Here is a 15,641-nt window from a genome sequence, read left to right on the forward strand (position 1 = left end):
GGAGCGTGGCCGTGTGCCGGCCGTCAGCCGCCGAGCACCTGTTGCAAGCCAGTCCGCCAGTCCGGCAGCGGACGCCCCAGTTGCTGCTCGAGCTTTCCCACGTCAAGCCGCGAATAGGAGGGGCGCTTTGCCCGCGTGGGGTAATCCGCCGTCGTGATGGCCAGAACGCGGGGCGCGCGCGTCAGCAACCCCCGCGCAACCGCTTCATCGAAGATGGCTTCCGCGAAACCGTGCCAACTCGTCTCGCCGCGCGGCGTCAGATGGAAGGTGCCGGAAACCTCGGTCTGCTGGCGCAACAATTCGACCGTCACGTCCGCAATCAGACTCGCGGGGGTAGGCGTGCCGCTCTGATCGGCCACCACGCGCAGTTCGTCCCGGTCGGTCCCCACTCTCAGCATGGTTCTCAGGAAATTGTGGCCGTACTGGCCATAGACCCACGCGGTTCGCAGGATCACGTGCCGGCCACCGGCCTCGCGTACCGCCTCTTCACCGGCCAGTTTGCTGGCGCCGTATACGCCGAGCGGCGAGGTCGCGTCATCTTCGCGGTAGGGACGTGTGCCCTGCCCGTCGAAGACATAGTCCGTCGAGTAGTGCACGAAAGGAATGCCGCGGTCCGCACATGCCCGTGCCAGCACACCCGGCGCCTCCGCGTTCGCGCGAAACGCGGCCTCGATGTCGTCTTCCGCCTTGTCCACCGCCGTGTAGGCGGCTGCATTGATGACAACCGTGGGCTGGATGCGCTCGACCAGCTCAACCAGGGTGTCCGGCCGGTCGAAGTCGGCAATCTCACAGCGGCCACCATCGGGCAGCTGACCGGACCGCGTCGTAGGCACGACCTCGCCCATCGCCGCCAGGCTTCGCCGCAACTCATTGCCAACCTGCCCATTGGCGCCCAGCAACAGGAACGTCACGGCACGTATACCGGCAGCCGCTCCGGCGCGATGTCCGCCAGCAAAGGTGCGGCTTCATCCTTGGCGGACAGCAACGGCGCAGACACCGGCCAGTCGATGCCGATGGCAGGGTCGTTCCACCGTACGCCAGCATCTGCCGCCTTGTCGTACTGGGCCGTGCACAGATAGCTGAATATCGCCCGTTCGGATAGCACCGCGAAGCCGTGCGCGAAGCCCTCCGGGATCCAGAACTGGCGCTTGTTCTCAGCGCTCAGGACCACCGCAGCCCATTGGCCGAAAGTGGGCGACCCGCGACGGATGTCGACAGCGACATCGTAGACTTCGCCCTCCAGCACACTGACCAGTTTCCCTTGGGGATTCGGCCATTGGTAGTGCAGTCCACGCAGCACTCCACGCGAGGAGGAGGACACATTGCTCTGCACGAACTTCGTCGGCAGTCCCTGCTGGCCGTAGCGATCCGCGTTCCATGTCTCGAAGAAGAAGCCGCGGTCGTCGCCAAACACCGCTGGCTCGACCACGACGCAACCGGGAAGGCTGGTTTCAACGACCTTCACCTGACCACTCCACGTGATGCAAGCGAGAGCAGATATTGCCCGTATCCATTCTTGGCCAGTGGCGCCGCCAACTTCTCCAGCTGAGCCGCATCTATCCAGCCATTGCCATAGGCAATCTCTTCAGGGCAGCACACGCGCAACCCCTGGCGCGCCTCGATGGTTTCGATGAAGTTCGACGCCTCGAGAAGCGACTGGTGCGTGCCCGTATCGAGCCAGGCATGTCCACGGCCAAGCTGTTCCAGGTGCAGGTTGCCGGCATCGAGATAACAGCGATTGAGGTCCGTGATCTCCAACTCACCACGGGATGATGGTTTCAGCGACGCTGCGTAGTCGCTCGCCTGCCCATCGTAGAAGTAAAGACCGGTGACGGCATAGTTGGAGCGCGGCACAGATGGTTTTTCTTCGATGCCGATCACGCGTCCGTCGTTGTCGAACTCCGCGACACCATAGCGTTCGGGGTCGTTGACCCAGTACCCGAACACGGTAGCGCCGCTTTCGCGGGCATCCGCGCGGCGCAGTTGCTCAGTAAACCCGTGCCCGTAGAAAATGTTGTCACCCAGAACCAGGCAGCTCGGCTTTCCGTCGACGAAGTCGCGACCGATGAGGTAAGCCTGTGCCAGGCCATCCGGGCTTGGCTGGACCGCGTATTCGATGTTCATGCCCCACTGGGATCCATTGCCGAGCAGCGCCTTGAACAGTGCCTGCTCGTGCGGCGTGTTGATCACCAGAACATCGCGGATGCCCGCCAGCATCAGCACGCTGAGCGGGTAATAGATCATGGGCTTGTCGTAGACCGGGAGCAGCTGCTTGCTGATGGCCTGGGTCAGAGGATAAAGGCGGGTGCCGGAGCCCCCCGCCAGGATGATGCCTTTGCGCGTCGTCATGTTCAGCACTCCCGGTTCAGGCGGCGGCGCCGATGCGCTCGAGGCGGTAGCTGCCATCCAGCACGCGCCGCACCCAATCCTGGTTGGACAGGTACCAGTCGACGGTTTCGCCTATGCCCTGCTCGAAGGTGTATTCCGGCTCCCATCCCAGCTCGTCGCGCAGCTTGGACGCGTCGATCGCATAGCGTCGATCATGGCCTGGCCGGTCGGTGACGAAGGTGATCTGGCTGCTGCGTGGCTGACCGTCGCCCCGGGGCACGCGGGCATCCAGCAATGCGCAGATCGTGTGCACGACGTCGATGTTTTGCTTCTCCGCATTGCCGCCGACGTTGTAGGTCTCGCCTACCCGCCCCTTCTGGAGCACCGTGCGAATGGCATTGCAGTGGTCGCCCACGAACAGCCAGTCGCGGACATTCTTGCCATCCCCATACACCGGCAACGGCTCACCAGCGAGGGCGCGAGCGATGATCAGGGGAATCAGTTTCTCGGGAAAATGGTACGGACCATAGTTGTTCGAACAATTGGTGGTCAGTACCGGCAGTCCGTATGTATGGTGGAACGCACGCACGAGATGGTCGGATGCGGCCTTCGATGCCGAGTAGGGCGAGTTCGGTGCGTAGGGCGTCGTCTCCGTGAACTGGCCGGTATCCCCCAGCGATCCATACACCTCGTCGGTGGAGACGTGGAGGAACCGGAAGGACTCGCGACGCTCGACGTCAAGCGACTTCCAGTAATCCCTGACGGATTCGAGCAGACCCAGCGTGCCCACCACGTTGGTCTGGATGAATGCTCCGGGGCCGTCGATGGAACGATCCACATGGCTCTCAGCGGCGAAGTTCACCACCGCATCCGGCGTGTGCTCGGCAAGCAATCGCGTCACCAGCGAACGATCACCGATATCGCCGTGCGCAAACACATGCAGGGGACTGTCCTTGATCGACGCCAGCGTATCGAGGTTGCCCGCGTACGTCAGTGCGTCCAGATTGACTACCTTCACTCCCTGCGCGACCGCGCGCAGGACGAAATTTCCCCCGATGAAACCGGCACCGCCGGTGACAAGCCATGTGGGCACGTGTTGCTCCTATATATCCAGTACTGTGTTTACGTCACTACCGTTCGAGAATCACCATGCCTCAGAACGGAATATCATCATCCGCAAAGTCATCCATCGGCGCCGGCTGGGATGCCGGAGCCGGCGCAGGACGACGCTGTCCGCCGCCCTGGTTGCCGTAGTCCTGTCGCGGTGCGCGGGCCGGACGGTCTCCGCCGCCCGCTCCACCGCCACCTTCGCGACCACCGAGCATCTGCATCTCGTCGGCAATGATGTCGGTCGAATATTTCTCCTGGCCATCCTGGCCGGTGTACTTGTCGTAACGCAGCGAGCCTTCGACGTACACCGAGCTGCCCTTGCGCAGGTACTCGCCGGCGATCTCGCCGAGCTTGCCGAAGAACACCACGCGGTGCCATTCGGTGCGCTCCTGCTGGTTGCCGTCCTTGTCCTTGCGCACGCTGGTCGTGGCGAGGCTGATCCGTGTGATCGCCATGCCGCCCTGCGTGTATCGGGTTTCGGGGTCGTTGCCGAGGTTGCCGACCAGGATGACTTTGTTGATGCCGCGGGCCATATCGATATCCGTTCAGGGATGCCCGCCAAGCGCGGGCAAAGACCAGTGGAGTATACCTGCCGGACCCCGGCCATCGGCTTTCCGCCAGCTCACATGTAGGGCATTGCCGCAGCCAAGCCCCTATAATTCAGTGACTTCCCGGCCCCTCGTCCCATGTCCGTCGTCGAATCCCCCCGCATCGCGCTGGCCCTGCCCGGCATCCAGTCGCTCGCCCACGCCGACATGGCATCCGTGGACGCCCTGATCCGGGCGCGCCTGGCCTCGGACGTAGCGCTGATCAACCAGATCGCCGACCACATCATTTCCGCCGGTGGCAAGCGCCTGCGCCCCATGCTGGTGGTCCTGGCCGGCCAGGCCTGCGGCCCGACCACGCCAAACCACCACCAGCTGGCGGCGATCATCGAGTTCATCCACACCTCCACCCTGCTGCACGACGATGTGGTGGACGAATCCGACCTGCGCCGTGGCCGCAGCACGGCCAATGCCCTGTGGGGCAATGCGCCCAGCGTGCTGGTGGGCGATTTCCTGTACTCGCGCAGCTTCCAGTTGATGGTGGAACTGGACCGTATGGACGTGATGCGCCTGCTGGCCGACACCACCAACCGGATCGCCGAGGGCGAAGTACTGCAACTGCTGCACGTCCACAACCCGGATACGGACGAAGCGGCCTACCTGCGCGTGATCGAGCGCAAGACCGCCGTGCTGTTCGCGGCGGGCACGCAACTGGGCGCGATGGCGTCGGGCGCGGATGTGGCCACGCAACGCCGCCTGTACGACTACGGCATGGCGCTGGGCTACGCCTTCCAGATCGCCGACGACGTCCTGGATTACACCGCCGATGCCGAAGCCCTAGGCAAGAATCTCGGCGACGACCTGGCGGAAGGCAAGGCGACGCTGCCGTTGATCCATGCGATACGCCACTCCGACCCCGCGACGTCGGAACGCCTGCGCGCCGTCGTGCAGTCCGGTGATGCCGATGCGATGCCCGACGTCCTGGCCGCCATCGGCGCCACGGGTGGACTGGAATACAGCCGCGAGCGCGCGAACCAGTATGCGGCGGCGGCCGAACAGGCGCTCCATGGCCTGCCCGAATCCGATGCCCTGGCGGCCCTGCGCGGCCTGGCGCGTTACGCCGTGGAGCGCGGACACTGACCCGCGCGGCGCGTCACTTCGCGAATACCTCTGCGAAGAAGTCCGCCATCATCCGGTAGGCCCGCCTGGCCGAGCGCTCGTGGTAGACACAGCCCGGCGGATTCCGGGCATCGGCTTCGGCGAAGCAGTGCACCGCGCCGCTGAAGTTCACGAACTGCCAATCGGCACCGGCCTTGCGCATCTCGTCCTGGAAAGCGGAGATCTCCGCGGCCGACACGTAGGTATCGTCGCCTCCGTTGAGCACCAGCACCGGCGACTTCACCGGCCCGGCCGCCGGCAGGTCGGTCGCCAGCCCACCATGCAAGCTGACGACACCTGCCAGTGCATCGCCGGCACGTACCAGCTCCAGCACCGTGCTGCCACCGAAACAGTAGCCGAACGCACCGATGCGGGCGCGGTCCACCAGCGTGGCCGGCTGCTGCCGCAGCACCTCGACCGCCTTCCGTATGCGGGCGCGAAGTTTCGGACGATCGGCGCGCATCGCGTTGGCGACGGGACCAGCCTCGGCATCCGTATCCGGGCGGATGCCCTTGCCGTAGACATCGGCAACCAGCACCACATAGTCATCGCCGGCGACCACGTGTGCCTTCTCGATCGCGGACGCGTTGACGCCCTTCCAGTTCGGCACCATCACCAGACCCGGGCGTGGCTGCTTCACGCTGTCGTCGTAGACGAGGTAGCCCGAAAAAGTATCGCCACCGAGGGTCCAGTCGACCGGCGCGGCGACAGGGGCAGCCAGCAGCGAGGGGGACCACAGGAGAAACAGCAGGCACGGCAACAGCGGGATGCGGCGCATCGTCGACTCCTCGTCGGGGTTCAGACGCAGTGTACGCCGCCCCTGCGCGCCGGGCTTGACGGCGCGTGCGCGGTCGCGCTCAGGCGATACCGAGGCCGGGAATGGCCGTGATGTCGTCGGGATCGAAGCCCGCCAGTTCCGCGAAATGCCGTCCGCGTGCCACGTAATCCCGATACTGGCCGAAGCTCGGTGCGCCGGGCGACAGCAGGACGACGCCGTCGCCGTCCAGCGCCGCGCGTGCGGCGGCGACGGCCTCCGGCAAGGTCTCCACGCCTGCCAGGCTGAAACCACCCTCAGCTGCGACCGCCGCCAGCAGCGCATGGATACGCGGGCCATTCGCGCCCATCGTGATGATCGCGTGCGGTGCCTGCACACGCATGAGCGCCGCGAAATCCGACCAGTCCACGCCACGGTCATGACCACCGACCAGCAACGCGATGCGCCGGCCGGCGAAGCACTCCAGCGCCGCCAGCGTGGCATGCGGCGTGGTGCTGATGGAATCGTTGACCCAGGTGATGCCTGCGCGGGTGCCCATCGTCTGCAGACGATTGGGTAGAGGGCGGAATGAACTTGCATGCGCCGCGAGCGGCAGCGCCTCGATGCCCGCCGCCTCCAGCGCTGTCAGCACCGCGCAGAGGTTGCTGCGATTGTGTCGCCCGGGCAACGGCAACGGCCGGGTGTCCATCACGAAGGCGTCGCCCCGGTACAGCGCATCTTCGCGCAGGTGCCAGCCGTCGGCATGGTTGAACCAGTGCACGTCGCTTCGCGGCAGCGAGAGGGCCGCCAGGCGGGGATCGGCGGCGTTCAGCACCGCGACACGGGGGTGCGCGCCGGTGACCAGCTTCAGCTTGTCTTCGATGTAGCGCGCCTCGCTGCCATGCCAATCCAGGTGCTCCGGGAACAGGTTCAGCACGATGGCGATGTCGGGGCGGGCATCGCTGGCGACGACATCACCCGTCTGGTAACTGGACAGCTCGATCGCCCAGTAGTCCGGCGCGGGCTGTGGTTCCAGGACTTCCAGCAACGGCAGGCCGATATTGCCCGCGAGCGCGGTGCGATGCCCGGCTGCACGCAACAGGTGCGCGAGCAGCGACGTCGTGGTGCTCTTGCCCTTGGTGCCGGTGACACATATCGAGTGCGCGACGATACCGTCGGCCTGCGCATGCTCGGCGAACCAGAGGCTGGTGCCGCCCACAAAGCGCGTTCCCGCTTCCGTTGCCGAACGCGCGATGGGTGCATACGGGCTGATGCCCGGCGACTTGATGACGATGTCGAACGCAGAAAGCCGCTCGCCCGTCGCGTGCGTTTCCACGGATAGCTGGCGGTCGCCCAGCGCGGTCGCTTCCGCCGCCTCCGCTTCGTTGCAGAACAGCGTCAACGGCAGCGACGGCAACCGTGATCGCACGGCGTGATGGGCGGCGCGACCCTCGCGCCCCCATCCCCACAGAGCGACACGTCGACCCTCAAGCTGCGAAATTCGCACGCAGGCGCTCCCACAGCGCGGCCGGAATGCGGTGCTCGCGGCCGATCTCCAGCAACGGGGCCACCGCCAGCGCTGCGGCATCCAGCTGCGGGCGGATCTCATGATTGAAGCGCGCCACGATCACGTCCTCGCGCCATTCCGGCCGATCGCCCAGCACGGCCATCGCCGCGCGCGATTCCTGGCCTTCGCCGACGCATTCGAACGGCTTGTGGTCCTGGTACTCCAACAAGGCATCGAAGCCACCCGTCTGGTTCGCGTCATCGAGCAGGTTGCGTCCGAAGATGCCGACCAGTCGCGGCTTGGGCATGAAAGGCGCCAGCGCGAGGAACACGAAATGGCATTTCGGGCAGACACCGCACCAGCGATTGGTCGGGCGCTCGCCCAGCAGGTGGAAATTGCGGTTGCAGCTGGAAAAATGGGCATCGTAGTGATCGGTACGCGCGAACTGCCGCGCCACCGCCAGCTCCGACAGTGGGCGCAACAACGAGTAGTAATGCAGGTCGGCGGCGACATGCGATTGCACGAAGTCGCCGAACGCCCGCTCGAACGCCCACCCCTTCGACCATTGGTGGTTCACTTCGCCCGTGCCGGGGATCATGCTGCCGTAGCTGGCCGAGCGCTCGTTGGAGAACACCACCTGGTCCACGCCCTGCAGCAGCGCGGCCAGCACCATGATGGCCGAGTTGATCGCGGTGACCGGGATATGCCCATTCCACGCCCCCTGTCGGTTGTAGTCGAACAACTCCGGCGCCAGCGCGCGGCCGATGTTGAGCGTCGGCAGGCCGGTACGCGCCGCGCAGGCTGCGATCAGCTGCGAGCCACCGATCCAGGTCACCGTCTGGTCGATGCCGGCACCCCGCAGCGCCTCGATGCTGACCAGCGAATCCTTGCCGCCGCCGATGGCGACCAGCGCATGCTCGCGCAGGCCCGTGGCGGCAGCGGGAGCCGGCGTCTGTGCGCCGACGGGAAAGCGCACGCGGCCGTGCAGGCTCAGCCCGTTGCGGTACGCGAATTCGCCCAGCCCGTGTACGTACACCTGCTCCAGCAGCACTGCCGTGGCTGCGTCGATGGCATAGCCGTCGATCCGGATTTCATTGGGCACCGCCGCCTTGTAGTAGCTGACGCCGGTGATCAGGTGCAGCAGGCGGACAGCCTGCTCGACGGCGCGCGAGCGGGTCGCGTCCAAGGTGAAGGGTGCGCCGGGAACGGTAACGGTCTCGGTCAGCTCAGGACCTTCGTCGAAGGCATAGACCAGGCGCGCGACGCCCGTCTCCGCATCGAAGGAACAGCGGACAAAGCGGAAGACGCGGATGCTGGATTTGTCGAAAGTCGTCATGCGTGACCCGTGGAAAGCACCGCCTGCCGGCGCAGGAAGCGGCGACAGGCAAAATATTCAAGGATGAAAGCGGGCACGGCACCGAACAGCAGCGCGGCCAGCGAACCGTAAAACACGATGACCGGCAACCAGCCCATGGCGTCGCCCATGGCGCCAGGCGCATCGGCCATGATCTGGTCGACGCCCAGGGCGACCATGGCCCAGGCCGCCAGCGAGACCGGGAACAGCAGGAACACCACCAGCAACGTGCGCAGCGTCATGCCACCGGGCTTCCAGTCGCGTCCCACCGACCTGGCGCGCGCGTGCCAGCGGGTGACGAACCATGTCCCCGCACCTGTCGCCAGCAAAGCGGCGGGCGCGAACCTCAGCGCGGACAGCACGTCGCGCACGCCGGGGGCGCGCCGATCAGCGTCCATGAGCAGCAGCACGCCGACCAGCACCGCCGCCGCCATCAGCATGCTGAGCAGGGTGAACTCAGTGCGCGGCGTCATCGCCTGCCATTCCTTCGATCACGTCTTCAGCCGGCAACCCACGCAGGTTGTAGTGGCTCGCCATCACGTAGCCGTACGCTCCTGCGTCCGAGAACAGGAGTACGTCGCCTTCCGCCGTCGCCGAGGGCAGCCGGCGACGCTTGCCGAACACGTCGCTCGACTCGCAGATCGGGCCCACCACATCGAAGGGTTCCTGCGCTTCGTCGTCCAGCCGCGACAGGTTGCCCACATCGTGCCAGGCGTCGTACAGCGCTGGCCGGATCAGGGTGTGCATGCCGGCATCACTGCCCACTCGCCGGATGCCCAGCTTCTCCACCACCTGCGTCACATGCGCCAGCAGTACGCCGGATTCCGCCACCAGGTAGCGGCCCGGCTCGATCACCAACTGATATGCCGGGTACGCCGCCTTGATCGCGGCAAGGCCTTCACCCCATGCCGCGAGATCGAAGGGTTCGTCCGTCTCGGCATACGGGATGGGCAGTCCGCCACCGATGTCGATGGTCTCGATGGTGCCGATCTGATCGGCCAGTCCGCCAAGCTCGTCCGCGATCTGGTTCCAGTGCTGCGCGCTCTCCACGCCACTGCCCAGGTGCGCGTGCAGGCCAGTCACGCGCACATCGAGCGCACGGGCGGCGGCCAGGAACTCCTCGAGCTTCACCAGGGGCAGGCCGAACTTCGATGTCTTGCCCCCGGTCTTCACCTTGTCGTGGTGGCCGTCGCCGCGCCCCAGGTCCACGCGCAACCACACGCGATGCCCCCGGAAGACCTCCGGCCACTGCTGCAGCGCCTCGACATTGTCGAGGGTGACGTTGATGCCCTTGTCGAGCGCAAACGCGTACTCCTCGCGTGGCGCGAAGCTCGGCGTGAACAGCACATCCTGCATGGCGAGCGTCGGCGCCACCTCGAACACATGCTCCAGTTCGCCGCGCGACACGCACTCCAGCCCGAACCCTTCCTCCACCAGCGCGCGCAGGATGGCCGGATGCGAGTTGGCCTTGATCGCGAAGAAGCGCCGATCCACCGCGCCGATGCCGGCCAGTGCGCGCGCTCGGGCACGCACGACATCCAGGTTGTACGCATAGCGCGGCGTGCCCGCCTGCGCGAGCGAAAGCAGTCGTGCACGCGCTGCGGCGGCACTCCACCAGCGCACGCCACGATGACGCACGGCGCCGTTGATCTCGCGCCAGCTGGGGCCGAACACGCTGGCTTCGTCGGTCGGCATCGCGCCACTGTCGATCAGCGCCTCGTGCAGCACGGGCAACAGGCCCTCCGCGTCCGCTTCATCGATCACGAACGTCAGGTTCAGGTCGTTCGACGACTGCGAGATCAAGTGCACGCGTTCACGGCCGAACATCGCCCACACGTCCGACAGCTTGTGCAGCAGCGAGCGCATGCCCCGGCCGACCAGGGTGATCGCCGTGCACGGCGCGATCACCTTCACCCGGCAGATCTCGGCCAGGTCGGCGGAAAGCGCGGCCAGCACGTCGGTATTGACCAGGTTCTCGCTGGGGTCCAGCGACACGGTGACGTTGGTCTCCGACGAACCGATCAGGTCCACCGACAGGCCGTGCTTCTTGAAGCGGGCGAACACGTCGGCCAGGAAGCCCACCTGCTGCCACATGCCGATGCCTTCCATCGACACCAGCACGATGCCGTTGCGGCGGCTGACCGCCTTCACGCCGGGCACCGTGATAGCGCTGCCATCGATGGTGGTGCCGGGAAGATCGGGGCGCTCCGTATCCAGGATCGCCATCGCCACGCCAGCATCGCGGCACGGCTTGATCGAGCGCGGATGCAGCACCTTGGCACCGGTGGTCGCGATTTCCTGGGCCTCGTAGTAGTCCAGGCGCGTCAGCAGGCGCGCGTCGGGCACTTCGCGCGGATTGGCGCTGAACATGCCGGGCACGTCCGTCCAGATTTCCACGCGCTGCGCACCGAGCAGCGCACCGAAGTACGCCGCCGACGTGTCCGAGCCTCCACGACCGAGGATGGCGGTACCGCCATCGGCATGCCGCGAGATGAAGCCCTGCGTCAGCAGCATGCGGCTGGACTGCCCCGCGAACGCGCGGCGCCAGTCCTGGTCGGGCGCGGTGTTGCACGACACCGACAGCCGCTGCGCCCACGGGCTCTGGTTGGGCAGGAAGTTGGCCTGCAGCCAGTGGCGCGCATCGACCCAGCCGAAGTCCAGCCCCTGCGCGCGCAGGTAGGCCGCGCCCAGCGTGGAGGACAGCAGTTCGCCCTGCCCCAGCACCTCGGCCTGCCAGTCCAGCGCACGGCCGGCGGCACGCGAATCGGCCAGCAGGTTGCGCAGCGCGGCGAGGCGATCGCCCAGCACGGCCTCCGCATCGAGCTCAAGTTCGGCGAGGAACTCGCGGTGGCGCTGTTCCAGCTTCGCCACGCGCTCCGCGCTGTCCGTCGCACCATCGGCAATCGCGGTCAGTTCGTTGGTGACGCCGGACAGGGCCGACACCACCACCAGGATGCGGGCATCATTTTCTTCCGCGCGTTTTTTCGCCAGCGCGCCGATCGTGTTCCAGCGGTGGCGACGCGACACCGAGGTGCCGCCAAACTTGAGAACAATCCAACGATCAGACGCGGGGGAGGCAGAGGGCATGGGTAGAATGGCGAGGGATGCCCGAACCCTTCGGGCGTGAACCGTCGATTCTAGCCGAAGCCTCCGCGCAGGACCGGACCGTACCGCATGCAACGAACCTCCCACCGCTACCTGCAGGTCGACGTGTTCGCCGACCGTCCTGGCGGCGGCAACCCGCTGGGTGTGGTGCTGGATGCGGCCGACTGGGCCACCTCCCGCATGCAGGCGTTCGCGGCCTGGACGAACTTGTCCGAGACCATCTTCTTCCTGCCGCCGACGACGCCCGACGCCAGTTACCGCATCCGCATCTTCACCCCCCGGCAGGAACTCCCGTTCGCCGGTCACCCCAGTGTGGGTGCGGCATGGGTCGCGCTGCAGGCCGGCCTGGTCACCGCATCCGACCGCCTGGTGCAGGAATGCGCCGCGGGGTTGTTGCCCGTCCGGATCGACGACAGCGGCCCTCAACCCATGATTCAACTGAGGACGCCGCAAGCGCATCTGGTCGAGACGCCGCCGCTCCCTGCCCTGGATGCCGTCCTTTCATCACTCCCGATTGCGGGCCTCCGCCCCGGGCTGTGGAACAACGGACCTTCTTGGTGGCTCGTGGAGCTGGAGGACGCCGCAGCCGTGCGACACCTGGTGCCCGATCTTGCCGCGATCGCTGCATTGACCACGGCCACGGGCGCGGTGGGCCTGTCCGTGTTCGGCCGGACGCCACCCGGCAGCGACCACCACCTCGCCGTGCGCGCGTTCTGCCCTGCCGACAACATTCCGGAAGACCCGGTGACCGGCAGTGTCAACGCCTGCATCGCCGCCGCGCTGCACGCCGCAGGCGCGTTGCCCGGCGACTCGGGATGCTATCTGGCCAGCCAGGGCCGCGAACTGGGGCGAGACGGCCGCGTCCGGGTGCAGGTGGACGACGAGAGCCATGTCTGGATCGGCGGTCAGGTGCAGTTGGTCATCGATGGCCAGGTGACTTGGTAAGCTGCGCGGCCCCCACGCGAAACCCCGACATGACTTCTCGCCGTTACGTCCAGCTGGACGTGTTCGCCGACCGCCCTGGCGCCGGCAATCCCCTGGCCGTCGTGCTCGATGCCGCCGGACTGGACGATGCAGCCATGCAGGCCATTGCCCGCTGGACACGCTTGCCGGAAACAACCTTCGTGTTCGCGCCCACGCAACCGGGTGCGAGCTACGCCGTACGCATGTTCAGCCCGCGCCGCGAGGTGCCATTCGCCGGCCACCCGAGCGTGGGCACGGCGCATGTCGTGCTCGATGCCGGACTGGCGACGCCCATCGATGGCCTGCTGGTGCAGGAGGGCGTGGCCGGCCTGCTGCCGCTGCGTGTCGAAGACGATGCTGCCGGCCGCACCATCGCGGTACGCACGCCCCGTGCCCACGTGGTGAAAACAGGGGACACGCACGGCGACGAGGTACTGCGAGCGGCCATCGCGAACCTGCCTGCGGGCCGATTGCCTCCCGCCCTGATGGATGGTGGACGCCGCTGGTGGCTGGCCGAAGTCCGTGACGAGGCGGCGCTGCGTGCCGCTGCGCCGGACTGGACCGCGATCAGCGCGCTGGCAACCGCCACCGACAGCATGGGCGTGTGCGCCTACGCGCGCGCGCGAGGCCAGGGCTATGACCTCGCCGTGCGCGCCTTCGTGGGGGCGCCAGCCGCGTTCGAGGATGCGGCCTCGGGCGCCGCCAACGCGACCCTGGCCGCCTGGCTGACATCACGCGACGCATTGCCGGGTCGCAACGGACAATACATCGTCAGCCAGGGCCGCGAAGTCGGCTACGACGCTCGCCTGCAATTACGCGTGGACGAGGCCGGTGACGTCTGGTCCGGCGGCCACGTGCGCACCATCGTGACGGGTCGCATCGACTGGTAGCGATCACGGCCTCCCGTAGGGCCGACGTCAGTCGCGACCGCATGGCCTGAGGCATGCAGGAAATCCCGGAAATGGAGTAACGCGCCCGACCCGCGCATCTGTAACCACTTTGGCCATGCGGTCGCGACTGACGTCGCTCCTACAGGAAAGCCGGTCTACTTCACTTCGTAGACCGGTTTGCCATCGACCCACGTCGAACGCACATGCAGGTCATCCAGCTGCTCACCCGGCACCGCGAGCGGATCTTCGTCCAGCACAACAAAGTCCGCGCGGAACCCCGGCGCGAGCCGCCCGACGTCGCGCTCGTCATGCGCGGCCCAGGCGGCATCGGCGGTGAAACCCCGCAACGCCTCCGCAGCACTCAGGCGTTCGGCCGCCCTCCAGCCGCCCGCAGGATGACCGTGCGCATCCTGCCGTGTCACCGCCGCATGCAGACCCCGCCGCGGGTCAACCGATTCCACCGGAAAATCCGAACCCAGCGCCAGCTTCACGCCGTTGGCCTGCATGCGCTGCCACGCATAGGCGCCCGCGATGCGTACCGGACCCAGCCGGTCCTGCGCCCATGGCATGTCGGAGGTGGCGTGCGTGGGCTGCATCGAAGCGATCACGCCAAGCTCGGCGAAGCGCGGGAACTCCTCCGGCGCAACGACCTGCGCATGCTCGATGCGCCAGCGACGGTCCGTCTTCGCCGTGCCACCCAGCACGCGCTGGTAGGCATCCAGCACCAGGCGATTGCCACGGTCACCGATCGCATGCGTGGCCACCTGCACGCCACAGCCGTGCGCCTTGCGCATCGCGGCTTCCAGCGCGCCGGGTTCGGTCACCAGCAGGCCCCGATTGCCGGGATCGTCGCTGTAGTCCTCCAGCAACGCAGCGCCGCGGCTGCCCAGCGCGCCATCGGCATACAGTTTCACGCCGCGCATCTGCAGTCGGCCACCCGCATGGCCGTACGGGCCGCGCGCGCAAAGATCTGCAAGCGCGGCGCCATCCCCATCCGCATACGCGTCGATGCGCAGCGGCAGGCGTTGTTCATCGGCGAACTGCACCATCAGCGCCAGGTCCTCGCGCGACACGCCCATGTCGTGCACACCGGTCAGGCCATTGCGCACTGCGGCCTGCAACGCCTGCTCCAATGCCTGTTGGCGGTACGCGGTATCGGGCGCGGGAACGACGGCGTGGACCAGCGACATCGCGGCATCCACGAACACCCCGCTCGGCTTGCCCTCGATGCGCTCGATGCGCCCACCGTCCGGCTGCCAGTCGCCTTCCAGCGGACGCACCGTTTTGGCCGCCGCCGCGCGCAGCGCCGCGCTGTTCGCCCAGCCGGCATGGCCATCCACGCGCTCGAGCCAGACGGGACGCTCGGGGAAGGCCGCATCCAGGTCGGCGGCTGTCGGGAATGCCTTCTCCGGCCAGTCGTTCTGGTCCCAGCCGCTGCCAAGCAGCCATGCGTTGGGTGGAAGCTGTTTCTCGTACGCGCGCAGGCGCGCGATCACCTCGGCCTTGTCGCGTGCATCGACCAGATCGACACGCATCAGCGCATAGCCCAGCCCCATCACATGGCCGTGCGCGTCGATCAGGCCGGGGATGACGGTCTTGCCGGTCGCATCGACGCGCTTCGCATCGGGATACCGCGCGAGCAACGCCTTGGCATCGCCCACCGCCAGGACGCGGCCCGTGGCGTCCCATGCCAGCGCCTCAACAACAGGGCGGTCCGGATCGGAGGTATGCACGCGCGTCGCCGTCAATACCTGCACCTGCGCCTGCGCGGCACCTGCCAGCGCCAGGACACATCCGATTCCCAATGCCAGACGCCGCATACCCCGCTCCCCGTTTGGTGACCGGCCGGACTATGCGGTCTCGCGCGCACTGCGGCAACCCGGATACGGAAGAGGGGCCTTGCGGCCCCTCCGGTTTTCGACTGATT

At 66.9% G+C, this 15,641-nt stretch carries 14 protein-coding genes; 3 read left to right on the plus strand and 11 right to left on the minus strand.

Going from position 1 to position 15,641, the window contains the following annotated elements:
* Positions 1-23: 23 nt before the first annotated feature.
* The 5 genes from rfbD to ACIPRS_RS04140 all read right to left on the minus strand — a co-directional run bounded on the left by rfbD (position 24) and on the right by ACIPRS_RS04140 (position 3,971).
* Positions 24-911: a dTDP-4-dehydrorhamnose reductase gene (gene rfbD, locus ACIPRS_RS04120; protein WP_446537597.1), complete on the minus strand. Its 888-nt coding sequence runs from the start codon at positions 909-911 to the stop codon at positions 24-26.
* Positions 908-1,465 (minus strand): dTDP-4-dehydrorhamnose 3,5-epimerase, encoded by a 558-nt coding sequence (rfbC, locus tag ACIPRS_RS04125; protein ID WP_446537598.1) that lies wholly within the window; start codon positions 1,463-1,465, stop codon positions 908-910. The genes rfbD and rfbC overlap by 4 nt, the downstream gene beginning before the upstream one ends.
* Positions 1,462-2,349: a glucose-1-phosphate thymidylyltransferase RfbA gene (rfbA, locus tag ACIPRS_RS04130; protein ID WP_446537599.1), complete on the minus strand. Its 888-nt coding sequence runs from the start codon at positions 2,347-2,349 to the stop codon at positions 1,462-1,464. The genes rfbC and rfbA overlap by 4 nt, the downstream gene beginning before the upstream one ends.
* A gap of 16 nt (positions 2,350-2,365) precedes the next feature.
* A complete protein-coding gene (gene rfbB, locus ACIPRS_RS04135; protein WP_446537600.1) occupies positions 2,366-3,421 on the minus strand; it encodes a dTDP-glucose 4,6-dehydratase in 1,056 nt (351 codons plus the stop codon).
* Positions 3,422-3,482: 61 nt separating this feature from the next.
* Entirely contained in the window at positions 3,483-3,971 is a 489-nt protein-coding gene (locus tag ACIPRS_RS04140; protein WP_192200427.1) for a single-stranded DNA-binding protein, read from the minus strand.
* Positions 3,972-4,124: 153 nt separating this feature from the next.
* On the opposite strand from ACIPRS_RS04140, the gene ACIPRS_RS04145 reads away from it, so the two are divergent.
* Positions 4,125-5,123, plus strand: a complete 999-nt coding sequence (locus tag ACIPRS_RS04145; protein ID WP_337730402.1) for a polyprenyl synthetase family protein — start codon at positions 4,125-4,127, stop codon at positions 5,121-5,123.
* A 13-nt stretch (positions 5,124-5,136) separates the two neighbouring features.
* Here ACIPRS_RS04145 and ACIPRS_RS04150 read toward each other — a convergent pair whose 3' ends face one another.
* From ACIPRS_RS04150 to ACIPRS_RS04170, 5 genes are all read right to left on the minus strand, one after another.
* Positions 5,137-5,919 (minus strand): dienelactone hydrolase family protein, encoded by a 783-nt coding sequence (locus ACIPRS_RS04150; RefSeq protein WP_446537601.1) that lies wholly within the window; start codon positions 5,917-5,919, stop codon positions 5,137-5,139.
* Positions 5,920-5,998: 79 nt separating this feature from the next.
* Positions 5,999-7,402, minus strand: coding sequence for a UDP-N-acetylmuramoyl-L-alanine--D-glutamate ligase (gene murD, locus ACIPRS_RS04155; RefSeq protein WP_446537602.1), 1,404 nt, complete (start codon positions 7,400-7,402; stop codon positions 5,999-6,001).
* Complete coding sequence (gene murL, locus ACIPRS_RS04160) at positions 7,383-8,738, minus strand: UDP-N-acetyl-alpha-D-muramoyl-L-alanyl-L-glutamate epimerase (RefSeq protein WP_446537603.1); 1,356 nt, start codon at positions 8,736-8,738, stop codon at positions 7,383-7,385. The genes murD and murL overlap by 20 nt, the downstream gene beginning before the upstream one ends.
* A complete protein-coding gene (locus tag ACIPRS_RS04165) occupies positions 8,735-9,229 on the minus strand; it encodes a hypothetical protein (protein ID WP_446537604.1) in 495 nt (164 codons plus the stop codon). Before ACIPRS_RS04165 ends, murL begins: the two co-directional genes overlap by 4 nt.
* On the minus strand, positions 9,213-11,843 hold the full coding sequence (locus ACIPRS_RS04170) for a bifunctional aspartate kinase/diaminopimelate decarboxylase (RefSeq protein WP_446537605.1): 2,631 nt from the start codon (positions 11,841-11,843) through the stop codon (positions 9,213-9,215). The genes ACIPRS_RS04165 and ACIPRS_RS04170 overlap by 17 nt, the downstream gene beginning before the upstream one ends.
* 87 nt (positions 11,844-11,930) lie before the next feature.
* Here ACIPRS_RS04170 and ACIPRS_RS04175 point away from each other — a divergent pair, with 87 nt between their 5' ends.
* Together ACIPRS_RS04175 and ACIPRS_RS04180 are read left to right on the plus strand one after the other, a co-directional pair.
* Positions 11,931-12,806, plus strand: a complete 876-nt coding sequence (locus ACIPRS_RS04175) for a PhzF family phenazine biosynthesis protein (protein WP_446537606.1) — start codon at positions 11,931-11,933, stop codon at positions 12,804-12,806.
* Positions 12,807-12,835: 29 nt separating this feature from the next.
* Positions 12,836-13,714, plus strand: a complete 879-nt coding sequence (locus tag ACIPRS_RS04180; protein ID WP_446537607.1) for a PhzF family phenazine biosynthesis protein — start codon at positions 12,836-12,838, stop codon at positions 13,712-13,714.
* A gap of 155 nt (positions 13,715-13,869) precedes the next feature.
* Here the strand turns inward: ACIPRS_RS04180 and ACIPRS_RS04185 are convergent, their stop codons facing one another.
* Positions 13,870-15,534, minus strand: a complete 1,665-nt coding sequence (locus ACIPRS_RS04185; protein ID WP_446537608.1) for an amidohydrolase — start codon at positions 15,532-15,534, stop codon at positions 13,870-13,872.
* Positions 15,535-15,641: the final 107 nt, after the last annotated feature.

The sequence above is a fragment of the Pseudoxanthomonas sp. LARHCG66 genome (assembly GCF_052871755.1).